The 22,070-nt window shown below is 71.2% G+C and carries 21 protein-coding genes and 1 other RNA gene; 17 read left to right on the forward strand and 5 right to left on the reverse strand.

The annotated features are described in order from the left end of the window. Positions 1 to 72: 72 nt before the first annotated feature. Positions 73 to 705, forward strand: coding sequence for a hypothetical protein (locus ACIRDU_RS30350; RefSeq protein WP_403585286.1), 633 nt, complete (start codon positions 73 to 75; stop codon positions 703 to 705). A gap of 99 nt (positions 706 to 804) precedes the next feature. On the opposite strand, the gene ACIRDU_RS30355 is transcribed toward ACIRDU_RS30350, so the two are convergent. Beyond that, entirely contained in the window at positions 805 to 996 is a 192-nt protein-coding gene (locus ACIRDU_RS30355; RefSeq protein ID WP_403585288.1) for a hypothetical protein, read from the reverse strand. Positions 997 to 1,252: 256 nt separating this feature from the next. Here ACIRDU_RS30355 and ftsE point away from each other — a divergent pair, with 256 nt between their 5' ends. The 5 genes from ftsE to ssrA all read left to right on the forward strand — a co-directional run bounded on the left by ftsE (position 1,253) and on the right by ssrA (position 5,155). After that, the gene (gene ftsE / locus ACIRDU_RS30360) at positions 1,253 to 1,942 is read left to right on the forward strand and encodes a cell division ATP-binding protein FtsE (RefSeq protein WP_003990615.1); all 690 of its coding nucleotides are present in this window, start codon (positions 1,253 to 1,255) and stop codon (positions 1,940 to 1,942) included. 40 nt (positions 1,943 to 1,982) lie between these two features. Further along, complete coding sequence (gene ftsX / locus ACIRDU_RS30365) at positions 1,983 to 2,900, forward strand: permease-like cell division protein FtsX (protein WP_403585291.1); 918 nt, start codon at positions 1,983 to 1,985, stop codon at positions 2,898 to 2,900. 68 nt (positions 2,901 to 2,968) lie between these two features. Further along, positions 2,969 to 4,138, forward strand: a complete 1,170-nt coding sequence (locus ACIRDU_RS30370) for a S41 family peptidase (RefSeq protein WP_403585293.1) — start codon at positions 2,969 to 2,971, stop codon at positions 4,136 to 4,138. Positions 4,139 to 4,184: 46 nt separating this feature from the next. After that, positions 4,185 to 4,667 carry an SsrA-binding protein SmpB gene (gene smpB / locus ACIRDU_RS30375; protein WP_403585295.1) on the forward strand — a complete coding sequence of 161 codons (483 nt, stop codon included), beginning with the start codon at positions 4,185 to 4,187 and terminating at the stop codon, positions 4,665 to 4,667. Positions 4,668 to 4,766: 99 nt separating this feature from the next. Continuing rightward, positions 4,767 to 5,155: a transfer-messenger RNA gene (ssrA, locus tag ACIRDU_RS30380) on the forward strand. Between the two features lie 96 nt (positions 5,156 to 5,251). On the opposite strand, the gene ACIRDU_RS30385 is transcribed toward ssrA, so the two are convergent. The 3 genes from ACIRDU_RS30385 to ACIRDU_RS30395 form a co-directional block, all read right to left on the reverse strand. Further along, positions 5,252 to 6,262 carry a LacI family DNA-binding transcriptional regulator gene (locus ACIRDU_RS30385; protein ID WP_403585296.1) on the reverse strand — a complete coding sequence of 337 codons (1,011 nt, stop codon included), beginning with the start codon at positions 6,260 to 6,262 and terminating at the stop codon, positions 5,252 to 5,254. Then, complete coding sequence (yicI, locus tag ACIRDU_RS30390) at positions 6,262 to 8,511, reverse strand: alpha-xylosidase (protein WP_403585297.1); 2,250 nt, start codon at positions 8,509 to 8,511, stop codon at positions 6,262 to 6,264. Before yicI ends, ACIRDU_RS30385 begins: the two co-directional genes overlap by 1 nt. Before the next feature lie 75 nt (positions 8,512 to 8,586). Then, positions 8,587 to 9,795 carry an MFS transporter gene (locus tag ACIRDU_RS30395; RefSeq protein WP_403585300.1) on the reverse strand — a complete coding sequence of 403 codons (1,209 nt, stop codon included), beginning with the start codon at positions 9,793 to 9,795 and terminating at the stop codon, positions 8,587 to 8,589. Between the two features lie 249 nt (positions 9,796 to 10,044). Here ACIRDU_RS30395 and ACIRDU_RS30400 point away from each other — a divergent pair, with 249 nt between their 5' ends. The 10 genes from ACIRDU_RS30400 to ACIRDU_RS30445 all read left to right on the forward strand — a co-directional run bounded on the left by ACIRDU_RS30400 (position 10,045) and on the right by ACIRDU_RS30445 (position 20,405). Further along, positions 10,045 to 10,290 (forward strand): hypothetical protein, encoded by a 246-nt coding sequence (locus tag ACIRDU_RS30400; protein ID WP_403585302.1) that lies wholly within the window; start codon positions 10,045 to 10,047, stop codon positions 10,288 to 10,290. A 12-nt stretch (positions 10,291 to 10,302) separates the two neighbouring features. Further along, entirely contained in the window at positions 10,303 to 11,142 is an 840-nt protein-coding gene (locus ACIRDU_RS30405) for a hypothetical protein (protein WP_403585305.1), read from the forward strand. 368 nt (positions 11,143 to 11,510) lie between these two features. Further along, positions 11,511 to 12,476 (forward strand): LysR family transcriptional regulator, encoded by a 966-nt coding sequence (locus ACIRDU_RS30410; RefSeq protein ID WP_403585308.1) that lies wholly within the window; start codon positions 11,511 to 11,513, stop codon positions 12,474 to 12,476. A 165-nt stretch (positions 12,477 to 12,641) separates the two neighbouring features. Further along, the gene (locus ACIRDU_RS30415; protein WP_403585311.1) at positions 12,642 to 13,664 is read left to right on the forward strand and encodes a hypothetical protein; all 1,023 of its coding nucleotides are present in this window, start codon (positions 12,642 to 12,644) and stop codon (positions 13,662 to 13,664) included. A gap of 345 nt (positions 13,665 to 14,009) precedes the next feature. After that, positions 14,010 to 16,199 carry a bifunctional polysaccharide deacetylase/glycosyltransferase family 2 protein gene (locus tag ACIRDU_RS30420; protein WP_403585313.1) on the forward strand — a complete coding sequence of 730 codons (2,190 nt, stop codon included), beginning with the start codon at positions 14,010 to 14,012 and terminating at the stop codon, positions 16,197 to 16,199. After that, complete coding sequence (locus tag ACIRDU_RS30425; protein ID WP_403585316.1) at positions 16,196 to 17,407, forward strand: acyltransferase; 1,212 nt, start codon at positions 16,196 to 16,198, stop codon at positions 17,405 to 17,407. The genes ACIRDU_RS30420 and ACIRDU_RS30425 overlap by 4 nt, the downstream gene beginning before the upstream one ends. Positions 17,408 to 17,486: 79 nt before the next feature. Beyond that, positions 17,487 to 18,116: a hypothetical protein gene (locus ACIRDU_RS30430; RefSeq protein WP_403585318.1), complete on the forward strand. Its 630-nt coding sequence runs from the start codon at positions 17,487 to 17,489 to the stop codon at positions 18,114 to 18,116. Then, complete coding sequence (locus tag ACIRDU_RS30435) at positions 18,113 to 18,418, forward strand: hypothetical protein (RefSeq protein ID WP_403585320.1); 306 nt, start codon at positions 18,113 to 18,115, stop codon at positions 18,416 to 18,418. Before ACIRDU_RS30430 ends, ACIRDU_RS30435 begins: the two co-directional genes overlap by 4 nt. Next, a complete protein-coding gene (locus ACIRDU_RS30440) occupies positions 18,415 to 19,806 on the forward strand; it encodes a WXG100 family type VII secretion target (protein WP_403585322.1) in 1,392 nt (463 codons plus the stop codon). The genes ACIRDU_RS30435 and ACIRDU_RS30440 overlap by 4 nt, the downstream gene beginning before the upstream one ends. Before the next feature lie 8 nt (positions 19,807 to 19,814). Next, positions 19,815 to 20,405: a hypothetical protein gene (locus ACIRDU_RS30445; protein WP_403585324.1), complete on the forward strand. Its 591-nt coding sequence runs from the start codon at positions 19,815 to 19,817 to the stop codon at positions 20,403 to 20,405. Here ACIRDU_RS30445 and ACIRDU_RS30450 read toward each other — a convergent pair. Beyond that, positions 20,388 to 20,921, reverse strand: a complete 534-nt coding sequence (locus ACIRDU_RS30450; protein WP_403585327.1) for a hypothetical protein — start codon at positions 20,919 to 20,921, stop codon at positions 20,388 to 20,390. The genes ACIRDU_RS30445 and ACIRDU_RS30450 overlap by 18 nt on opposite strands. Before the next feature lie 124 nt (positions 20,922 to 21,045). Here ACIRDU_RS30450 and ACIRDU_RS30455 point away from each other — a divergent pair, with 124 nt between their 5' ends. Then, the gene (locus tag ACIRDU_RS30455) at positions 21,046 to 21,924 is read left to right on the forward strand and encodes a hypothetical protein (protein ID WP_403585329.1); all 879 of its coding nucleotides are present in this window, start codon (positions 21,046 to 21,048) and stop codon (positions 21,922 to 21,924) included. The last annotated feature ends 146 nt before the right edge of the window (positions 21,925 to 22,070 follow it).

Genomic DNA, 22,070 nt, shown 5'->3' on the forward strand with positions numbered 1-22,070 from the left:
CCGCGGCTTTCCCTGTCGAGCACAGCCCCGAGCGCTGCCTAATGACGATGAGCTACTGGGGGTAGCAACCACATGACGAAGAAGACGCGGATCCGTGTCGCGCGGATAGCGGCCGGTGCCGTGATCGCCGCCGGTGCCTCACTGACCGCCGCCGGTGCCGCATCCGCCGCGGAGGCCGAGGACTGCCTGCTCGGCATCCTGTGCGCCGACGAGTCGCCGGCCCCGACGCCGACGCCGACGGACATCCCGACCGAGCTCCCGACCGACCCGCCCACGGGCCTCCCGACGGACCCGCCGCCGTCGACCGAGGAGCCCACCGACGAGCCCCCCGAGCCCACCGGCGAGCCCACCGAGCCGACCGAGGACCCGACCGTCGCTCCGACCGACCCGGGCAACGGGAACGGCACCGGTGGCGGCAACGGTGGCGGTAACGGCAACGGTGGCAACAACGGCGGCGGCAACAACGCCGACCCCGACGGCGGAACCTCGCCGCAGGAGGAGGGCTCCTCCGCCCTCACCGAAATCGGCTCGGGTTCCACCCCGGCCCCGCAGGCGCAGGCCCAGGGCAATGGCGAGGAGCTCGCCGAGACGGGTGCCGCGCAGACCACCTTCCTGGTGATCGGCGCCGCCACGATGATCGCCGGCGGTGTCGGCTTCCGTCTGCTGCCGCGCCTCGTGGGCGGCCGCGGCGGGGCTGCCGCCTGACGGTAGCCGCGTCCGCACGGACCGTGCGCACAGCGCGACACCGAGGGCCCGGAGCGAAACGCTCCGGGCCCTCGGCCATGTCTGGGGGTGTCTGCGCCCTTACGCGGTCTGGTGCGCCAGCAGGGCCACCGCCGCGATCAACACCGTCAGCAGTGCGATCAGGGTCATCGGGTTCAGGCCCGAGAAAAAGTTCTCCTGCTGCAGCCGCTCGCGGTTCGCGCGGCACACGGGGCAGCGGCCCTCGTTCACGGGGGACGCGCAGTTCGCGCACACCAGCCGGTCGTACGTCATGCGCTTGCCCTCCTTGCGCCGGTTCCACGTGTCCAACGTCCGTGGCGGTGGGAATGTTCCCCCTCCACTTTGCCAGGTTCCGTCGGACGTCGCGCGGCTGCGCGTTTTCTGTGGTTGTACGCACAGTCCCCCCGCGCCCCGCGGGACTCGGCACAAAATGGCACATCCATGGCGCAACCACAGTCGGTGACTGCGGTGCCCTACCCGGTTCGCGTATGGTCACGCTCATCTACCCCCGGCGACCCGTGGTGCATCCGTGATCCGATTCGACAATGTCTCCAAGGTCTACCCCAAGCAGACCCGCCCCGCCCTCAGGGATGTCTCCCTGGAGGTCGAGAAGGGCGAGTTCGTGTTCCTCGTGGGGTCCTCCGGCTCCGGAAAGTCCACCTTCCTGCGGCTGATCCTCCGCGAGGAGCGGTGCAGTCACGGGCAGGTGCACGTTCTGGGCAAGGACCTCGCCCGCCTCTCCAACTGGAAGGTCCCGCAGATGCGGCGCCAGCTGGGGACGGTGTTCCAGGACTTCCGCCTGCTGCCGAACAAGACGGTCGGCGAGAACGTCGCCTTCGCGCAGGAGGTCATCGGCAAGTCGCGCGGCGAGATCCGCAAGTCCGTGCCCCAGGTGCTCGACCTCGTCGGGCTCGGCGGCAAGGAGGACCGGATGCCCGGCGAGCTGTCCGGTGGTGAGCAGCAGCGCGTCGCCATCGCACGGGCCTTCGTCAACCGGCCCAAGCTGCTCATCGCCGACGAGCCCACCGGCAACCTCGACCCGCAGACCTCCGTCGGCATCATGAAGCTGCTCGACCGCATCAACCGGACGGGCACGACCGTGGTGATGGCCACGCACGACCAGAACATCGTGGACCAGATGCGCAAGCGCGTCATCGAACTGGAGAAGGGCCGCCTCGTCCGCGACCAGGCCCGCGGTGTCTACGGCTACCAGCACTGATACCGCACCCGAGATCCACGGAAAGGCATAACCAGTCGCCATGCGCGCCCAGTTCGTCCTGTCGGAGATCGGTGTCGGTCTCCGCCGCAACCTGACGATGACGTTCGCCGTCGTCGTCTCCGTCGCCCTGTCGCTCGCCCTGTTCGGCGGGTCGCTCCTGATGAGCGACCAGGTCAACACCATGAAGGGCTACTGGTACGACAAGGTCAACGTCTCGATCTTCCTCTGCAACAAGAGCGACGCCGAGTCCGACCCCAACTGCGCCAAGGGCGCGGTGACCGACGACCAGAAGAAGCAGATCAAGGCCGACCTCGACAAGATGGACGTCGTCCAGACCGTCACGTACGAGTCGCAGGACCAGGCGTACAAGCACTACAAGGAGCAGTTCGGCGACTCCCCGCTGGCCAGTTCCCTCACGCCGGACCAGATGCAGGAGTCGTACCGCATCAAGCTGAAGGACCCGGAGAAGTACCAGGTCATCGCCACCGCTTTCAACGGCCGGGACGGCGTGCAGTCCGTGCAGGACCAGAAGGGCATCCTGGACAACCTCTTCAAGCTGCTGAACGGCATGAACTGGGCCGCCCGCGCGGTGATGGCGCTGATGCTGGTCGTCGCGCTGATGCTGATCGTCAACACCGTGCGCGTCTCGGCGTTCAGCCGTCGGCGTGAGACCGGCATCATGCGGCTGGTCGGCGCCTCCGGCTTCTACATCCAGGCGCCGTTCATCATGGAGGCCGCGGTCGCCGGACTCATCGGCGGCACCCTCGCGTGCGGCTTCCTGCTGATCGCCCGGTACTTCCTCATCGACCACGGACTGGCCCTGGCCGACCAGCTGACACTGATCAACTTCATCGGATGGGGCGCGGTGCTGAAGTATCTGCCGCTCATCCTCGCAACGAGCCTTCTGATGCCCGCGTTGGCTGCGTTCTTCGCGCTGCGCAAGTACTTGAAGGTGTGACGCATGCCAAGAGGGGCCGTACGGTCAACCGGCCGTACGGCCCTTCCCCTTGTCCTAGACTCACCGGCATGTCAGGTCGTGACCCGTTCTGTCAGCCCCGTCGCATCCGCCGCGGGGCCGCCCTGACGTTGGTGTTCGCGAGCGTGCTCGTCGCCGGTGCGGCCACGGGGGCGTTGCCGCAGGACCACCGCAAGTCCGCGCCGGACGAGGTCCGTTCGGCCGGCCCCGTGGGGCGCCAGGCGGACGTCGCCCGGGCGGCCGAGGAGGCCATGGCCGACGGCAAGTCCCCGATGGAAGCCGCGAAGCGCGCCGTCAGCCGCAGCGGGGACCGCTGGAGCGCCGTCTACTCCCAGGGCGAGTACGAGGAGTTCGAGGAGGCCCTCGACGGCCAGTACACCGGCGTCGGCCTGTGGGCCCGTAGCGAACGGGACGGCCGTATCGAGGTGACGAAGGTGCGCGCCGGCTCGCCCGCGGCCACCGCCGGGATCCGCCCCGGGGACCTGCTGCGCAGTGTCGACGGCGAGCGGACCGACGGCCGGCCCGTCACCGAGGTCGTCTCCTTACTGCGCGGGGACGCCACCGACGCCCCCGCCGGCACCACCGTCCGCCTCGGCCTGGAGCGCGGCACGCGCGCGTGGACCCAGACACTGCGCCGGGCCCAGCTGTCCACGGACTCGGTCACCGTCCGGGAACTCGCCGGCCGGATCACCGTCATCAAGGTCTCCACCTTCACCAGGGGCTCAGGCCACCAGGTCCGCGACGCCGTCCGCCAGGCCCCGCCCGGCGCCGGGATCGTCCTCGATCTGCGCGGCAACTCCGGTGGCCTGGTCACCGAGGCCGTGACCGCCGCCTCCGCCTTCCTCGACGGCGGCCTGGTCGCCACCTACGACGTCGACGGCGAGCAGCGCGCCCTGCACGCCGAGCCCGGCGGCGACACCACCAGACCCCTGGTCGCACTCGTCGACGGCGGGACGATGAGCGCGGCCGAGCTCCTCACCGGCGCCGTACAGGACCGGGGACGGGCGCTCGTCGTGGGCTCCCGCACCTTCGGCAAGGGTTCGGTCCAGATGCCGAGCCGGCTGCCCGACGGCTCCGTGGCGGAGCTGACCGTCGGCCACTACCGCACCCCTTCCGGCCGCGGAGTCGACGGCCGGGGCATCACGCCCGACCTGGAGACCGACGAGGACGCCCTCCAGCGGGCCCAGGCCGTGCTGCGCGGCCTCGCGAGCCCCTCGTAATCGACTTCCCGCAGGCCCCCTCCGTAGTGCGAAAATGGTCGGCACTATGGCTAAGGAAAAAGGGCGCAAGCTGATCGCGCAGAACAAGAAGGCGCGGCACGACTACCTCATCGTCGACACCTACGAGGCCGGCCTGGTCCTCACCGGGACCGAGGTGAAGTCCCTGCGCCAGGGACGGGCGTCGCTGGTCGACGGCTTCGTGCAGCTCGACGGGAACGAGGCGTGGCTGCACAACGTGCACGTGCCGGAGTACAGCCAGGGCACGTGGACCAACCACAGCGCCCGGCGCAAGCGGAAGCTGCTGCTGCACCGCGCCGAGATCGACAAGCTGGAGTCGAAGTCGGGGGAGACGGGCCACACCATCGTGCCCCTCGCGCTGTACTTCAAGGACGGCCGGGCCAAGGTCGAGATCGCGCTGGCGAAGGGCAAGAAGGAGTACGACAAGCGTCAGGCGCTGCGGGAGAAGCAGGACCGCCGGGAGACCGACCGCGCGATCGCGGCGGTGAAGCGGAGGCAGCGCGGGGCGTAGGGAATACGCTGGCACCGACCTGCGTCGGTCACGTACGATGGTGCCTGCACCCCACAGCGGGTGCGCGCCCCTCTCCGGAGGGGATTGTCAACACAACATGGGGATGATCGGTTTCGACAGCGGCTGTCGAAGCAGGGGAAGCGTGTCGAGGAAGCGGCAATGATCTCGTAAACCATATGTCGCAAAAAATAATCGCCAACACCAAGCGCGATTCCCAGTCCTTCGCCCTCGCTGCCTGATAAGCAGTGACTGAAGGACCCTAAATGGGTGTCAGCCCGGGAGTGTTCCCGACCCGGATCCTGGCATAAGCTAGGGAACTAAACCATCGAGCCCGGTCACGGGGTTCGATGGGAAATCAAACAGTGACTGGGCCCGTCGGCGACTTGTTCGCGTGATCGCCGGGGCCGAGAAAATCACAGCGAACTGCACACGGAGAAGCCCTGATTCTGCACCGTTGGACGCGGGTTCGATTCCCGCCATCTCCACTCATCCCATGTGGGCGAAGGCCCCGTCGCTTCCCAGCGGCGGGGCCTTTGTCATGGGACGTCAAGATGTGGGAGCGGTCGCCTTCCTTCCGAGCGCTGCTAGGGCGGCACCCGGCGTGACGTACTGGCCCGTTCCGTCAGGCGCGGGGGGAGAAGTGTCGTCTGCGGTACGGGGGTGCCGTGCAGCTTCTCCAACGCGAGTTCCACAGCGCGGGTGCCCAGCTCGCCGGCCGGCAGGGACACGGACGTGACCGGGACGCGGGGCGTCGTCGCGAGGTCGTCCGGGCAGAGGGCGATGACCGACAGGTCGTCTGGGATCCGTAGACCGAGCCGCTGGAAAGCGTGGACCAGTGGTTCCAGGAGAGGTTCGTTGTGAATCACCACGGCGGTGAGGGCCGGGTGCTCGCGCAGCAGCCGCTCCGCGAACCGGGCGGCCGTGGAGGGGTCGGGGTCGCCCGGGTGGACGGACGTGGTCAGGCCGTGGCGGGTGGCGGCGCCGGTGAAGCCCTGCATGAGGTGGTGGGCGTAGGCCGTTCTCCGGAGGTAGACCTCCGGGGGCGAGCCGACCAGGGCGGCCGTGCGGTGGCCCAGGCCCGCCAGATGGTCGACACATGCCTCACCCGCCGCCCTGAAGTCCAGGTCCACGCAGGTCAGGCCGTGTGGGTCCGCAGGGAGGCCGATCAAAACCGAGGGGCGGTCCGTGGCGCGGAGCCGGGGGAGGCGGGGGTCGTCGATCTCGACGTCCGTCAGCAGCAGCGCGTCCGCCGAGGCCGCGTCCATCGCGCGGCTGAGGCCCTCCTCGGCCTCCTCCTGGGTGAGCAGCAGGACGTCGTGGTCGTGCGCGCGGGCCGTCGTCACCACCGACGCGGCCAGCCGCATCACCACCGGGACGTGCACACCGGCGCGGAGCGGCGCGGCCAGGGCCAGGACGTTCGGCATGCCGGCGGCCACGGAGCGGGTGCCCGTGTGGGGCCGGTAGCCCAGGTCGCGGACGGCCGCCTCGACGCGCCGCCGTGTCTCGTCGGAGATCGGGCGCTTGCCGCTCAGCGCGTAGGAGACGGTGCTGGGGGAGACACCGGCCCGCCGTGCCACGTCCGTGATCTTGACCATCACTCCAGCTCCAGCGTGAGGAGGCCGGTGCCGGGCGGGGCCTGGACCTCGCGTTCGCCCACGGCCAGGCCCCAGACGGCTGCCGGGGTGCCGCACGTCGCCCGCAGGACGTTCCCCTCGCGGACGACCGTGAAGGTCACGTCCCCGACCGGCACCGTCACCTCGTCGCCGGACCGCAGGCCGTACGCGCGCAGCGTCACCCCGTCGGCGTGGTCGTAGTCCGGGCGGTCCTCCCGCGCGCCGACGGGGATCACCGCGCCGGGCCGGACCAGCAGCGGCACGCTCAGGAAGCCGTGCCGCTCGCGCACCCACCGCGGGCCGGTCACCGTCTCGCCGGTGAGGAAGTGGGTCCAGGTGCCGTCGGGGACGTAGTACGTGACGTCGCCCGCGTCGCTGAACACCGGGGCGACCAGCAGATCCGGGCCGAGCATGTACTGCCGCTCCAGGTGCGCGCACCCCGGGTCGTCCGGGAACTCCAGCACCATGGCCCGCATCATGGGCAGGCCCTCGGTGTGGGCCGTGCGGGCCGTCTCGTACAGGTAGGGCATGAGGCGGAGCTTCAGCCGGGTGAAGTGGCGTGCCACCTCGACCGACTCCTCGTCGACGTGCCAGGGGACCCGGTAGGAGCTGCTGCCGTGCAGGCGGCTGTGCGAGGAGAGCAGTCCGAAGGCCAGCCAGCGCTTGAACAGGGCCGGGGTGGGGGTGCCCTCGAAACCGCCGATGTCATGGCTCCAGAAGCCGAAGCCCGACAGGCCGAGGGACAGACCGCCGCGCAGCGACTCCGCCATCGACTCGTACGTCGCCTCGCAGTCGCCGCCCCAGTGCACGGGAAACTGCTGGCTCCCCGTCGTCGCCGAGCGGGCGAACAGGACGGCCTCCTGCTCGCCGCGGTGCTTGCGCAGCACCTCGAAGACCGTGCGGTTGTACAGGTACGTGTAGTAGTTGTGCATCCGCTCCGGGTCCGAGCCGTCGGACCAGACCACGTCGAGGGGCACCCGCTCGCCGAAGTCGGTCTTGAAGCAGTCGACGCCCTGCGCGAGCAGCGCCTCCAGCTTGGCGGCGTACCAGTCGCGGGCGGCCGGGGAGGTGAAGTCGACCAGGGCCATGCCGGGCTGCCACATGTCCCACTGCCAGACACTCCCGTCAGGGCGCCTCAGCAGATGCCCGAGCGCCTTGCCCTCGGCGAACAGCGGGGAGCGCTGGGCGATGTACGGATTGATCCAGACGGAGACGCGCAGGCCACGGGCGCTCAGCCGGGCCAGCATGCCCTCCGGGTCGGGAAACACCCGTGGATCCCACCGGAAATCGCACCAGTTGAACTCCCGCATCCAGAAGCAGTCGAAGTGGAAGACGGACAGCGGCAGTTCCCGCTCCTTCATGCCCTCGATGAAGGACGTCACCGTCTCCTCGTCGTACGAGGTGGTGAAGGACGTCGACAGCCACAGGCCGAACGACCAGGCGGGCGGCAGGGCCGGGCGGCCGGTCAGGGCCGTGTACCTGCGGAGGATCTCCTTCGGGGTGGGGCCGTGGATGACGTAGTACGTCAGCTCCTGCGTCTCCGCACTGAACTGCACCCTGGAGACCACCTCCGAGGCGACCTCGAAGGACACCTTGCCCGGGTGGTCGACGAAGACGCCGTAACCCGCGTCCGTGAGGAAGAAGGGCACGTTCTTGTAGGCCTGCTCGCTGCACGTGCCGCCGTCGGCCTGCCAGATGTCGACGGTCTGCCCGTTCTTCACCAGCGGGCCGAAGCGCTCACCGAGGCCGTAGACGGACGTGCCGACCGTCAGGACCAGTTGTTCGCGCAGGTGGTGCGCGCCCGAGGAGTCCCGCATGATGCCCGTGTTCTTGTGGCCGCTGCCGGTGAGCGTGCGGCCGTGGGCGAGGAACTCGACGTGCCAGGGGCCGCCGCGGGCCAGCCGCACCGACAGGTCGCCCGAGGTCAGGGTCGCGTGCTCGTCGTCGTACGAGATCTCCGCCGTGGTGTCCGACGTGGTGAGCTCGAACTCGGGGCCGCGGGGCTCGCCGCCGGTGAAGTGCGTCAGGGTCAGGCCGATGACGCCGGGCATGGGGGTGTGCGCCCTGACGGTGAGGACCGGGCCGGTCATCAGGTCGCCGCGGGAGCGGACGGGCCGGGTCGGCGCGAGGATCTCCAGTGCGCCGTCCGACTCGGTGACATCGAGGACCTGGGCCGGGTGGGCGGCGGTGACGCCCTCGCGCAGGAGCCAGTAGCCGTCGGTGAACTTCATGTGGGGGTCCCTACTCTCCGGCGCATGACGTCGAAGCGCTTCGACGATCGAACGTATGCGGGGCGCGTCAGGGCGTCAATGGGGCAGGAGACCTTCGGTGAAGCGATTCGAAGCACTCCCCAGGGACAGGGCCAGGGCCAGTGCCGCCGCTGTCACCGGGACCGCGTAACCCGCCGTCGGCGAGAGGTGCTCCACCGTCCAGCCGCCGAGCGCGCTGCCGCAGGCGATGCCGCCGAGCAGGCCGGTCACCGCGAGGGTCATGCCCTCGTTCAGCCGGCCGTCCGGGGTGCGCTGCTGGACCAGCGTCATGGTGGTGACCATCGTCGGGGCCGTCGCCATTCCGGCGACCAGCAGCGCGGCCGCCAGGAGGAGGAGCGAACCGGTGAGGGCCGCGGCCAGCAGCGGCAGGGTCAGCAGCGCGGCCATCGCCGCCACGCACCAGGGCAGCCGGGCCGTGGCCGGCCCGGTGGGCTTCACCGCGCCGTACATCAGGCCCGCCGCACAGGAGCCTGCGGCCTGGAGCGCGAGCACGACACCGGCCGCCGACTGCCGCCCCTGCGCGTCGGCGAACGCCAGCGTCACGACCTCCGTCGCGCCGAAGACGGCGCCCATCGCCAGGCAGACCGCGAGCAGCGGAGGGATGCCGGGGGCGCGCAGGGGTGCCTTGCCGGGTATGTGCGCGCGGACCGGGGGCTCCGTCGCGCGCCGGGTCGTGAACACGGCCATGCCGGTCAGCAGCAGCACCGCGCCCACGAGGGTGCCCGCCTCGGGGAAGAACGTCCCGCACAGGAAGGCCGCGAGCACCGGGCCCAGCATGAAGCACAGCTCGTCCGCCGCCTGCTCGAAGGAGTTGGCGGTGTGCAGGGCCTTGGCGTCTCCGTCCAACAGGTACGCCCAGCGGGCCCGGGACATGCCGCCGGTGTTGGGGGTCGTGGCGGTGGCGGCGTAGGAGGCGAACAGGGTCCAGTCCGGGGCGCCGTGGCGCACGCACAGCAGCAGGGAGAGGGAGCCGAGGACGGCGATCACCGTGGCGGGCAGGGCCACCCGGGCCTGGCCGTGCCGGTCGACGAGCCGGGCGGTCCATGGCGCGACCAGGGCGGTCGCCGCGAGTCCCGTCGCCGTGACGGCACCGGCGAGGGCGTACGAACCCCGGGTCCCGGCGATCATCACGACCGCGCTGACACTGAACATGCCCATCGGCAGCCGGGCGATCAGGTTCCCGGCGGTGAACGCGCGGGCGCCCGGAAGGCGGAACAGGCTGCGGTACGGGGAGAGTTGCGGCATGCCTCCACCGTCGCCCGGGGACGATCAAGCGGTCCAACACCTGTTCCGTGCCCAGTCACGCACCTGGGTTGTGAATCCGTGGCGAGAAGGCCGGCATGCCCTGGCCGGAAACGTTCGCTCCTTGTTCTTCATACAGAGATATGGAGATTCCTAATGCTCCTCATGGCGCATGTAAAAGATGCTCATTCGGGAAAATCCTTCACTCGTTTGCCGCGCATCCGCTGAAGTGGGCCGACGGTTAGTCGGTACATGACCGAGGCGACCAGGAAAGACGGCTGGGCGGTAACGCTCGGCCCGTACACCTACATTCCAGCTCCCGCGCACTCGTCGGCGACAGTCAACGGCACGCTCACCAAGGGCGGTTGCCCGGTCACGCTGCAGGTGACCGAGCCGGTGCTGCGCGATTTCATCGACGCCATGAGCGCGCTGGAAAAGGATCTCGCCCGACGGTGGATCAGTACGACGGATTGGCCCGCTTTCGCGCTTGCGGAATAGTCGGGTCACGCCATGTACGACAAAGTCGAAGGCACCGGCCGGCATCGGGCTCCGGCCCGGGACTTCATCACTCCCCTGACGCCACCGGATCCGACCTGGGACCCCGCCGAGGAACTGGCGTTCATCCTCGAGGAGGCGCTCGGGGAGCAGGCGGCGAGGATCCCCGCCCCCCGTGACGTGGACCCGGCCGGGGTCGCGGACCCGGCACCGGCCTCCCCCTCGAGCCCCCACATGCGGCGGCTCCAGGACATCACCGAGGAACTCCAGCCCGTGCGGGACGTCCCCCGGCGTCACCGCAAGGTCCGGACCAGCAAGGCCCCGGGCCTGCTCCGCACCACCAGCTTCCTCGTCGCCGCCCTGGCGGCCGCCATCGCGTCGGCGGTGAGCCTCCTGAGCGGCATCGTCGCCTACGATCCCCTGCGCCTGGTCGCCGTGTCCCCCGAGGCGAGGGGCCTGCGCACCTGGTGGCCCCTGCTGGTGTACGGGCCTTGGCTGGTGGGCTCCCTGTCCGTTCTGCGAGCCGCGCTGCACCAGCGCCGTGCCGTGCACTCCTGGTGTGTGGTCCTGGCCTTCTCGTGCATCGCCGTGCTGTTGTGCGTCGTCCAGGCACCCCGGACGATCCTCGGCACCGCGGCGGCCGCCCTGCCCGGGCTGGCGGCCCTCGCGTGCTTCCAGCAGGTCGTCCGCCAGATCACCCTGACCCGTCCGCCGATGCGCTCGGCGCCACGTCACCGGGTGGGACAGGCTCCGCCGCCGGCCGGTGCGGAGGGCAAGCAGGGCACGGAAGGCCTGAAGGGCGGGGACGTCCGGCCGGGCGAGACCGAGACGTGCCGGAAGAACATCGGCCACTGAGACGCGGTCGCGTCGATCCGAGAGGCCCCGGCGGCACCGGCACTTGAGGCCGGGGCCGCCGGTCTCTGCCCGGACGCCGGTCCCTGAGCCCGGGGCCGCCGGTTTCTGAACCCGGGGCCGCCGGCCTTGGAGCCCCGGGCCACGGGCCTTATCGGGCCGAGGGTCGGCCGGGCCGCGTGGGCGCACCGGTCCCTGGGCGCGGGCACCTCCGCATCGACGTCCGGTCCGCGCCCAGGAGGGCTGCACCTGGGTGCGGGAACTCCTGCCCCGACGCCCGCCCCCGCCTCGACGACCGGTGCCCTGGGCGCGGGCACCCCCGCCCGCGCCCGGCCCCCGCCCCGTCGCCCGGCCCGCTGTAAGTTCACCGCATGCCCGCTCACCTCGACCCCCGTCTGTTGCGTGCGTTCGTCACCGTTGCCGAGGAGTTGCACTTCACGCGGGCCGCGGTGCGATTGCATGTGGCTCAGCAGGCGCTGAGCCGGGATGTGCGGCGGCTGGAGCGGGAGTTGGGTGCGGAGCTGTTCGTGCGGACCACCCGGCAGGTGACGCTGACCCCCGACGGGGACCGGCTGCTGCCGTACGCCCGGCGGGTGCTCCGGGCGCAGGACGAGCTGCTCGCCGCCTTCGACCAGGCCCGGCCCCTGCTGGTCGACCTCAACTCCCCGGGCCTGGTGACACCGCGCCGTGTGCTGCACGAGGCGCGTGAACTGGCCCCTCGGCACGAGCTGATGGCCCGCTACGAGAGCGGCCTGACCGGAGCCGCCGGTGAGCTGCTCGCCGGAAGGCTGGACGTGTCGTTCGGACGGTTCGCCGGTCTGGACCCGGCGCTGCGGGCCGGGCTCGACCACCAGCCCGTGCGGTTCGAGCCGATGGCGGTCGTACTGCCCGAGGACCACCGGTTGGCCGCGTGGGACTGCGTGCCGCTCGCCGAGCTGGCCGGCGAGAGCGTCTACGCGGGCGCCGGCAATCCGCGCACCCCGGAGTGGACCGGCCTGGCGCGGCTGCTGTTCGAGGGACGGGGCATCGAGATCGCGCCGCCCGCCCCGCTGGCCGTCGGAGACGAGGAGTTCCAGCGCATCATGGCCAGAACGCGCAACCCGATCCTGGCCGTCGTGGAGTTCCCGGCGTTGCCGTCGATGGTGGTGCGGCCCCTGGTCGACCCGGTTCCGCTGTCCCCCGTCTCCCTGGTGTGGCGCAAGGGCCTGACCCACCCCGCGTTCGACGAGCTGCGCCGGGCGGCGGCCCTGCTGGCCGCGACGGAGGGGTGGCTGCGCAAGCCCGCGGGGGCCTGGGTTCCGGCCGTCGACGATGTCCTCATGGCGTCTCACGGTTGACACGATTCGACACGGCGCCCACACAAGACCTGCCCGTGCGCTACATTCGACGCCTGAGCACGGTGTGGTAAGAGGGGGCGCTCGGACGGGTGGGGGCCTGGTCCGACGGCGGGTGCTCAGGTCGTCAGCGCACCTGAACCATCCCGTGGGGGGAAGTGCGTGCGCGTGAAACAGTGGCGAGAAGACGCCCAGCCCGAGTGGCCCGAGGCCGCTACGGCTACCGGGGAAGTCCCGTCGGACGGCAGAGTCTCGGACAGGAGAGCCACGCAGGTCTTCCCCGGCCGTGATGTCCAGGCGACCGGCCACCGGCTGCCCGGCGCGACGGAGATACTGCGCGGTATTCCGCGGCAGAGCGAGGGCGAGGCCGACTCGCTCGCTCCGGAACCAGGGAACCGGGCCCCGGTCCGTGACCCCTGGCAGGAGCAGGAGGAACCCGAACCGTCCGGGCACGGCCCCGATCCGGACGGGCAGACCCACGATCCGCACGAGGTCACCGTCCAGTTGGACGCCGTGCAGCTCGGGGACGGATTCCTGCGTCAGGTCAAGGAGGGCCCGGGCGCCGAGGCCGTGGCCGACCGGCCCGTCTTCGTCGACGAGTCCGGCCGCCGCAGCCGCCGCTTCCGCCGGATCGGCATGGCCGTCGCCCTGTCCTGCGGGGTCTACGCCGTCGTCATCGTCGCCACGCTGATGTCGGGCAATTCCAACGCCCCCTGGCTGCCCGTGCCGACCAAGGAGGACAACCCGCCGGCCGGGCAGGTGGACACCCCGCCGCTGCCCGAGGAGTCGGCACCGGCCGCGGACACCGGCGCCACCGCGCCGGGCAGTGCGCCGGCGACCGGCGAGGCCACGGCACCCGCGCCCGGCCCCAGCGCCGTCGCACCCGACGCCACCGCCGGCGTCGGCGCCGGCCGTCCCGGCTCGTCCGCAAAGCCCTCCCCGAGCGCGTCCCGGACGACACCGGCCCCGGGCACCGAAGCCACCGACCCGGCCCCGAGCAAACCGGCGGACCCGCCGAGCACGCCGGTCACCGACCCGACGCCGACCGGCGAGCCCACGGCCCAGCCGACCGAGACGACCGGCACCGGCGGTGACGGCGGCACCGTCGCGGAGGGCCCGGCCGAGCCGCAGCCCGTCGCGGAGGGCCCGGCCGAGCCGCAGCCCGTCGCGGAGGCACCTGCCGCCGCCTAGACCGCGTCGCGACAGCGGCGCCCGTCACCCCGGGCGCCGCGCCACCGCCCTTCCGGCCGGGTGCCGCCCCGCGCATCAAGCCGGGCCGGCGCATCAAGCCGGGCCGGCGCATCAAGCCCGGCCGGCTCGGAGGAACCCGAGCTCTCCCGCCGGGGCCACCTCGCGATCACCGCTCCAACCGCCCCGTCCCGCCGAGCGGCGGGACCCTCAGGGCGTCACGGCGTCCGCCCCACCGCGAACAGCGCCGACGCCCCCGGCCGGCCGGGCCCTCCCCACCACACCGTCCGCCCGCCCCGTCCCGTCCCCGTAGCACCCCATCCCGCACCACCCGGAGTACCACCACCCATGGCATCCCGTACTCGCCGTACCGGGCACGCGTCCCGAGCCCGTGGCGGCTCCAGGCGCCGTCGCCTGCCCATGCGCCTGTTGCTGCCCCTGCTCCTCCTCGTCGCGCTGGGGGCGATGCTCATGCTGCGCGGCTACGTGCACAGCGAGATCCTCGCCGACCACCGCGTCGGCCCGCCCGCGGCGAACGACCGCGTCCCGAAGGACATCCTGAAGGGCGGGCCCGTCATCGACACCCGCAACGGGAAGCCCACCGCCCTGGAACTCCCGGACGGCGAACTGGTCCTGACCTTCGACGACGGCCCGGACCCGATGTGGACGCCCAAGGTCCTCGACGTCCTGAAGAAGCACGACGCCCGGGCCGTCTTCTTCATCACCGGCACCATGGCCTCCCGCCACCCGGACCTCGTCCAGCGCATGGTCGACGAGGGCCACGAGATCGGCCTGCACACCTTCAACCACCCGGACCTGTCGCTGCAGACCAAGAGCCGCGTCGACTGGGAGCTGTCCCAGAACCAGCTCGCGCTGGCCGGGGCGGCCGGTATCCGCACCTCGCTGTTCCGCCCGCCCTACTCGTCGTTCGCCCACAACATGGACAACAACACCTGGCCGGTCACCGAGTACATCGGCAGCAAGGGCTACATCACCATCGTCAACAACACCGACAGTGAGGACTGGCGCCGGCCCGGGGTCAAGAAGATCATCAGCAACGCCACGCCGAAGGCCGGCAAGGGCGCCATCGTGCTGATGCACGACTCCGGCGGTGACCGCTCCCAGACCGTGGCCGCGCTCGACGATTACATCTCGGGGCTGCAGGACAAGGGCTACCGCTTCCACACCCTCACCGGCGCCCTGGACGCGCCCAGCGCGCACACCCGCGTCGCCGGGCTGGAGTCGCTGAAGGGCAAGGCCTGGGTCTTCCTGGTGCAGGCCGCCGAGAACGTGACCGGTGTCCTGGTCGCCGGCCTCGCCGTCGTCGGCGTGCTGGTCTTCGGGCGTCTAGGGCTGATGCTGATCCTCTCCGTGGCGCACGCCCGCCGGGTCCGGCGCCGCGGCTTCCGCTGGGGCGACCCCATCACGGAACCGGTCTCCGTCCTCGTGCCCGCCTACAACGAGGCCAAGTGCATCGAGCAGACGGTCCGTTCCCTGGTCGCCAGCGACCACCCCATCGAGGTGCTGGTCATCGACGACGGCTCCAGCGACGGCACCGCCCGCATCGTCGAGAACCTGGGCCTGCCCGGCGTACGCGTCGTCCGCCAGCTCAACGCCGGCAAGCCCGCCGCCCTCAACCGGGGCATCGCCAACGCCAAGTACGACCTGATCGTGATGATGGACGGCGACACCGTCTTCGAACCGACCACCGTCCGCGAACTCGTCCAGCCCTTCGGCGACCCGCGGGTGGGTGCCGTCGCGGGCAACGCCAAGGTCGGCAACCGCGACTCGCTCATCGGCGCCTGGCAGCACATCGAGTACGTGATGGGCTTCAACCTCGACCGCCGCATGTACGACGTGCTGCGCTGCATGCCGACCATCCCCGGCGCGGTCGGTGCGTTCCGGCGCAGCGCACTGGAACGCGTCGGCGGTATGAGCGACGACACGCTCGCCGAGGACACCGACATCACCATGGCCATGCACCGCGACGGCTGGCACGTGGTGTACGCCGAGAAGGCCGTCGCCTGGACCGAGGCTCCGGAGTCCGTCCAGCAGCTGTGGTCCCAGCGCTACCGCTGGTCGTACGGCACCATGCAGGCCATCTGGAAGCACCGCCGCTCCCTCGTCGAGCGAGGGCCCTCGGGCCGCTTCGGCCGGGTGGGCATGCCGCTGGTGTCGATGTTCATGGTCGTGGCGCCGCTGCTGGCCCCGCTGATCGACGTGTTCCTTCTGTACGGGCTGGTGTTCGGCCCCACGGAGAAGACCATCGGCGCCTGGCTGGGCGTCCTCGCGGTGCAAGGGGTGTGCGCGGCCTACGCGTTCCACTTGGACAAGGAACGCATGACCCACCTGATCTCACTCCCGCTCCAGCAACTCCTCTACCGCCAGCTCATGTACGTCGTCCTGCTCCAGTCCTGGATCACCGCCCTCACCGGCGGCCGGCTGCGCTGGCAGAAGCTGCGGCGCACGGGCGCGGTGGGCCTGCCCGGGGCCGGTTCGGCCGCGCAGCCGCAGATGGACGGGAGGCCGGTCGGATGACCACGCACGCGACTCCCCTCGCCGAGACCGCGCCCAAGGAGCCGGCCCCTGTCAAACAGCCCGGCCGCGACCGGTACTTCGACCTGCTGCGGGCCCTCGCCCTGTTCCGTGTCGTGCTGTACCACCTGACGGGCTGGGCCTGGCTGCCGCTGGTGTTCCCGTCCATGGGCGTGATGTTCGCGCTCGCCGGCAACCTGATGGCCCGCTCGCTGAAGCGCCCGGCCGTCGGGGTGATCCGCGGCCGGATGCGCCGGCTGCTGCCCCCGCTGTGGCTGCTCGGCGTCGTCGGCGTCACCGGCATGGTCCTCCAGGGCTGGGGCCCGGACGCGGACGGGCACCCCGGATGGTGGCTGCTCCACCTCACCTTCTGGATCGTCCCGCTCAGCGACCCGCCGTACGCGGAGGGGCTGCCCGGCATCCACGGCTTCATCGGCGAGAACTGGGCCGCGGACCTCGCGGGCCCGCTGTGGTACATCCGCGCCTACCTCTGGTTCGTCCTGCTGTCACCGGTGCTCCTGAAGGCGCTGCGTGCCCTGCCGGTCCTCACGATCCTCGCGCCGATCGCCCTGGCCGTCACCTTCGAGCAGGGCTGGATCACCCTGCCCGGCGAGCGGATCCCCTCGGCGCTCACGGACTTCTCCACCTTCGGCGCCTGCTGGATCCTCGGCATGGCCCACCAGGAGGGGATCCTGCGTCGGCTGCCGCGCTACATCGTGCCGTCCGTCGCACCCGTCATCGCCCTGGCCGGTCTCTGGTACGCCCTGCACCACGACTTCGGCACCGGCAACGACCTGGACAGCATGCCGCCGGCCCAGGCCCTGTGGTCCTTCGGCACGGTGTGCCTGCTGCTGCACCTCAGCCCCTCCTGGTCGGAGTGGCCGCGCCGGCTGCGCCCCTTCGCGGGCACCGTCACGCTGCTCAACTCCCGGGCCGTGACGATCTACCTGTGGCACAACACCTGCATCCTGATCGCCGCGACCCTGTGGGACCAGCTGTGGGGCTTCCCCGTGCTTGAAGAGAACGTGCCCGGGCTGCTGGAGAGCGTCTGGCCGGTGCTGGCCCTGGTCTGGCTGCTGATCGGCTGCTGCGTGCTGGCGTTCGGCTGGGTGGAGGACCTGGCGGCGAAGCAGAGGCCACGGTTGTGGCCGAAAAGCGAGCGCAGGGTGAGGATTCACGCGAGCCGGAGGCGCGCGGCAACCGGCGGCTAAGCTGGCCCGGCATCGGCGGGGGCGGACGATGAGTGGCCCCCGGCGAGGTCCCTTTTCGGTTGCACGTGAGAGAACGACGGTGACACAAGCTCCGACGACAGAGCCGGCCGGGCCGCGCGCGCCGGTCTTCGGGCTGATCACGCCCGAGGACTGGTACCGCATCCCGCTGCTGCCCGCCGACCGCCGCGAGGCGTCCGTGAACGCCCTGATCAGGCGACAGTTCGCGGGCGTCGACCACCAGCCCGTGCTGCGCCGCAAGGCTGAGGAGCAGCTGCTCGGCACGGCCGACGCCGCGGTCGGGCAGGGCGGCGTGGTGCTGTACCTGTCGTTCCTCGAGGCCGGCGGCATCCCGCTGTCGGCCTCGCTGCTGATCTCCCGCCTCTACGAAAGGTTCGACGGCCTCGACGCCGTGGCCGCCTTGGCCGGCACCGGCGAGGTCACCCTTGAGTCGTTGCCCGCCGTGGGTCGCGTGGCCCGGCTGCGGCGGCAGGAACGTACGAAGCAGTCACGGAAGCTGGGCTCCGAGTTCGAGGACACCGTCGTCGAGTACTTCGTGCCGGTCCCGGAGCGGGACGAGGTGCTGATGCTGACGTTCAGCACACCGCTGGAGCCCATCGCGGACGCCATGGTGGAGTTGTTCGACGCGGTGGCCGGGACCTTGCGTTGGCAGCACCGCGATGAGGAGCCGACGGGGGAGGAAGACGCGTGAGCAAGAGGCTCAGGGTCTCGACGCAGGATCTCGACACGGCAGGAACCGGCCTGCGGACGGTGGCGACCGAGCTGGAAGGGCTCGACAAGCTCATGGACGCCTACGACCGCCGCACCGTTGGCCACCAGACGCTGCACGACCGGCTCCAGGAGTTCTCCGACGGCTGGGACGACAACCGCAAGAAGATGATCGAGGAGATCAAAGGGCTCGGCACGGTCGCCAAGGAGGCGGGGAAGGCCTACACCGAGCTCGACACAGCGCTGTACGACGCGCTCGTGGGCAAGAAGGGGAGGAAGAAGTGACCCGCCCCGCCGACCACCGGTGGGAGGTGCTGGGCGAGAGCGGTGACCCCGTGCCCGGCGACGTCACCGACATGAAGGCCCTGGCCCGCCGCTTCACGGCCACCGCCGACACCATCACCAAGACCGCCGACGCGCTGCGCCGGATCGGCAATCTGGAGAGCTGGGACTCCGAGGCCGGACGCGCCTTCGCCGAGAAGGCGACCGAGACGGCCAAGACCGTCAGCAAGGCCCACGACCGCTACGCCGATGCCGGAGTCGCCCTCAAGGACTACTCCACCGACCTGGAGACCATCCAGGGCGAGGCGGACAAACTTCTCACCCAGGCCGAGACGAAGCACTCCACCCTGTCCACGGCAAGGTCCAAGGCCGACAACCCTCCCAAGGGCACCGACGACGCCGGGCAGGACAAGCTCGACAAGGCCGTCACCGACCTCCAGGAGGGGCTCGACGGGCTGCGCGGCCAGCTCGACAAGCTGAAGAACCGTCACAAGGAGGCCGGCGACAAGGCCGCCAAGCGCATCCACGACACCACCGAGGGCGACGGTCTCAACGACGGCTGGCTGGACGACCTGCGCGACACCTTGAAGCTCGTCAGCGACATCACGGGAGCCATCGCCGCCGTCTGCGGGGTGCTGTCCCTGCTCGTCGGCTGGATCCCCGTCATCGGACAGGCCCTGGCCGGTGTGCTCGGCACCATCGCCCTGGTCATGACCGCGATCTCACTGGTCTGCCATGTGCTGCTCGCCATCAACGGCGACGGCTCCTGGGGCGACGTGGCGATCGACGTGCTCGGTCTCGCCACGTTCGGCATCGGACGCGTCTTCTCCGCGGGCGCCAAGGCCGCCGCCACCGTCGGCCGCAGCCGCGTCTGGACGGCGGCCACGCAGTACGTGCGCGGCTGGAACCCGGGCATGAACTCGGCCGCGCGCCGCGCACTCGTCGAGTCCATGGTCGGGGCACGGGCCGGAGCACGCCCCGGGGCGGCCCTGCCCGACGTGGGTCTGAGGGCGGCCTTCCGGGGCCTTCCGAGCTCCTTCGCGGACGACCTGGCCACGATCCGCGGCAACTGGCGGGACCTGTTCAAGGTCGGTGACAACCTCTCGGCGGCCCGCGACGCCTACACCGCCGCCGGCCCGCGCGGCCTGGCCAGCATGTATGCCGGGCCGGGCATGGTCGACGAACTCGCCCGCATCAAGAACATCGACCCGGCGGACCTGAGCTTCATCGGCACACCGGACGCGTTCAAGCAGGCCATGGCGTACAACGCGGTCGGCCTCGGCGGCACCGGGACGGGGGCGGCCTCTGACACCAAGAGCTTCGTCGGCCTGTTCGGCGGCGACCCGGAGGTCGACGTCACCGGGCCCGACGCGTCGCTGGCCGGAGTGTGAGAGCGGCCATGACGAACCCGGGGGAGTGGAGGGAGTGCCGGGTGGAGCTGCCCGCCCACCACAACTGGCTGGTGCTGGATCTGCGGAGTGAGGACCCCGAGGCGTGGGCGCGCACCCTCGCGGGGCAGCACCTCGGCGATGACGTGCCCGAGCCGTGGCGCGAGGCGTTCGCGACAGACCTGCTCTGGTACTGGGGCGCGGCGGCGCGGCAGGCCGCCCTGTGCGCGGCGGTCCTGGCACCCCGGGACGGACCCGTCGTGGCGAGTTGCACGGTCCGGGAGCTCAGCATCCCGCCGCAGAGCCGCACGGTGGCGGCCTTCCGGGCCGAACTGGCGCGCGCTGAAGGCCCGTACTTCGGGGACGGCCCCCTCCTCACCGAGGTCGAGCTGCCCTTGGGGCCGGCCCTGCGGGTGCACCGCCAGGAGCCGACGGACCCGGCGGCGGACAGCGGCACGGTCGTGGAGGGCGTCGCCCACTACGTCCTGCCGCGCAGGCATCCCACGGCACTGGAGTGCAGGCTGCTGTGGACGTCCCTCGGGCTCGGCGCGGAGCTCGTCGAGGTCGCCGACGAGCTGGCGGGCTCACTGCGCCTGGCGTGACGCGGACGGCCCGCGGAGCTTCCCGAACCCCTCGCCCAGCCCGAGCCGCTCCCAGGGCACCATCGCCAGCGGCATCCAGCTGAATCCGACGGCGAAGACGGCCACGACGGTGGTGAGCTGAGCCGAGAGGAACCACCCCAGCTGGGCCACGAGCAGTGCCACGACCAGCAGCCAGACGTCGAAGACCAGCACCGCCAGTACCTTGCGGGCGGCGGCCGCGGGACCGACCCGAGGCGTGTTCTCGTTCCCGCGCACCATGCCGAAGAGGATCACCGGCAGCATCAGTCCGGTCAGCCCGCCGACCGCGATCCCTCCCACCACCAGGGCGTTGATCCCGTCGTCGGGCACCACGCTCGACAGGGGGCCAGGGTCCACGGCCCTGCCGAGCAGGGCCACGGCCGCGAACGCGCCGAGTACCGCCGTCGCCAGGACGAGGAGCACGCCCGCTCCGAAGGCGACGTTTCCGGCGGCGGAGCGCCGCGCCCCGGGCTGCCCGGCTCCCGGCTCAGCGGTCATGGACTCTCCCCTTCCCATGTGGGGTCCGCTAGAGGATAACGGGGTCCCGCGCCCCGGCCTTTCCCGGTGTGGAAAACTGCCCGGGTTGCGCTTGTGAACGAAGTGGGCGGCGGGAGCGGTGGGGATGAGTAAGCGGCAGACACGGAAGATGCTGCGGCTGATGGCGAGCGGGGAACCCGTGGAGCTCACCAGCCCGATGGCGTCCGTGAAGAAGCTCGCCCGACTGGCCTTCGTCGCCCAGCAGTTCGGTTACGAGTACGCGGACGTCCGGCACAGCGGTGGCCGCAACAACGGCTCGCTCACCATGCTGCTCCTGCCCGACCCCAGCCCGCAGGCCAGGGCCCGGGCCGGGCAGAACTGGGCGCAGTACCCCAACGCGGCCGACGGGGTCTCCCTGCCGCCCCTGGTGCCGGACGCCTTCGAACTCCTCAAGGCCCGTATCAACTTCGACCTCACCGGCAAGCACGCCGAGAAGCGCATGGGGTACGGGGCCCTGGGCGTCTCCGTCGGCTGTGTGATCCTCGGTTTCCGTTTCGGGGGCGAGTCCGTCGACTTCGTCGTGGCCGGTGTGGTGTGGCTGCTGTTCATGGCGGTCTTCGGCACCGGCCTCGTGGTGACGCGCAAGCGCAACGCAAAGTTCGCGGCCCGGTTGCAGGCGGCGGGCTTCATGCCGGTGAACGACGAGCACGGGCGGCTGCGGTATCTGCCGCCGGGGGCGCAGCCGCCCGGGCAGGGCAATCCGTTCGCGGGTGGGGCGTATGCGCAGCAGGCGCCTGGGCCGTATGCCTCCCAGCCCGGTATGTACCCGGGGCAGCCCGCGCCTGGCCCGTACCAAGGTCAGCCCGCGCCCGGGCCCTATGGTGGCCCGCCGCCCGTGCAGGCCCCGTACCAAGGTCAGCCCGCGCCTGGCCCCTATGGCGCGCAGCCCCCCGGCCCGTACAGCCGGCCGTACCACCAGCCCCACCCCCAGCAGAACCCCCACTGGCAGCCACCGCAGCACTGACGCGGAAACCGCCCGGAACCTCTCATCCCGCCCGAGCCCGGGGTGAGAGCAAAGTTCCCTCGCGGTCACTCGGTGCCACAGGCAGGAAACGCGCCCTCCCTACCTTCGGATCAGTCACTCGAAGTACGACCGAGCCCCGGAGCACA

Origin of the sequence: Streptomyces sp. NPDC093598, assembly GCF_044764825.1 — a bacterium.
Taxonomy (GTDB): Bacteria; Actinomycetota; Actinomycetes; order Streptomycetales; family Streptomycetaceae; genus Streptomyces.

What these genes read in the sequence shown, in the direction of transcription:
- ACIRDU_RS30350 (WP_403585286.1), top strand. Translation starts at nt 73, where the DNA reads ATGACGAAGAAGACGCGGATCCGTGTCGCGCGGATAGCGGCCGGTGCC.
- ACIRDU_RS30370 (WP_403585293.1), top strand. Translation starts at nt 2,969, where the DNA reads ATGTCAGGTCGTGACCCGTTCTGTCAGCCCCGTCGCATCCGCCGCGGG.
- ACIRDU_RS30450 (WP_403585327.1), bottom strand. Translation starts at nt 20,921, where the DNA reads ATGACCGCTGAGCCGGGAGCCGGGCAGCCCGGGGCGCGGCGCTCCGCC.
- ACIRDU_RS30420 (WP_403585313.1), top strand. Translation starts at nt 14,010, where the DNA reads ATGGCATCCCGTACTCGCCGTACCGGGCACGCGTCCCGAGCCCGTGGC.
- ftsX (WP_403585291.1), top strand. Translation starts at nt 1,983, where the DNA reads ATGCGCGCCCAGTTCGTCCTGTCGGAGATCGGTGTCGGTCTCCGCCGC.
- ACIRDU_RS30455 (WP_403585329.1), top strand. Translation starts at nt 21,046, where the DNA reads ATGAGTAAGCGGCAGACACGGAAGATGCTGCGGCTGATGGCGAGCGGG.
- yicI (WP_403585297.1), bottom strand. Translation starts at nt 8,511, where the DNA reads ATGAAGTTCACCGACGGCTACTGGCTCCTGCGCGAGGGCGTCACCGCC.
- ACIRDU_RS30400 (WP_403585302.1), top strand. Translation starts at nt 10,045, where the DNA reads ATGACCGAGGCGACCAGGAAAGACGGCTGGGCGGTAACGCTCGGCCCG.
- ACIRDU_RS30405 (WP_403585305.1), top strand. Translation starts at nt 10,303, where the DNA reads ATGTACGACAAAGTCGAAGGCACCGGCCGGCATCGGGCTCCGGCCCGG.
- ACIRDU_RS30355 (WP_403585288.1), bottom strand. Translation starts at nt 996, where the DNA reads ATGACGTACGACCGGCTGGTGTGCGCGAACTGCGCGTCCCCCGTGAAC.
- ACIRDU_RS30395 (WP_403585300.1), bottom strand. Translation starts at nt 9,795, where the DNA reads ATGCCGCAACTCTCCCCGTACCGCAGCCTGTTCCGCCTTCCGGGCGCC.
- ACIRDU_RS30445 (WP_403585324.1), top strand. Translation starts at nt 19,815, where the DNA reads ATGACGAACCCGGGGGAGTGGAGGGAGTGCCGGGTGGAGCTGCCCGCC.
- ACIRDU_RS30385 (WP_403585296.1), bottom strand. Translation starts at nt 6,262, where the DNA reads ATGGTCAAGATCACGGACGTGGCACGGCGGGCCGGTGTCTCCCCCAGC.
- ACIRDU_RS30410 (WP_403585308.1), top strand. Translation starts at nt 11,511, where the DNA reads ATGCCCGCTCACCTCGACCCCCGTCTGTTGCGTGCGTTCGTCACCGTT.
- ACIRDU_RS30425 (WP_403585316.1), top strand. Translation starts at nt 16,196, where the DNA reads ATGACCACGCACGCGACTCCCCTCGCCGAGACCGCGCCCAAGGAGCCG.
- smpB (WP_403585295.1), top strand. Translation starts at nt 4,185, where the DNA reads ATGGCTAAGGAAAAAGGGCGCAAGCTGATCGCGCAGAACAAGAAGGCG.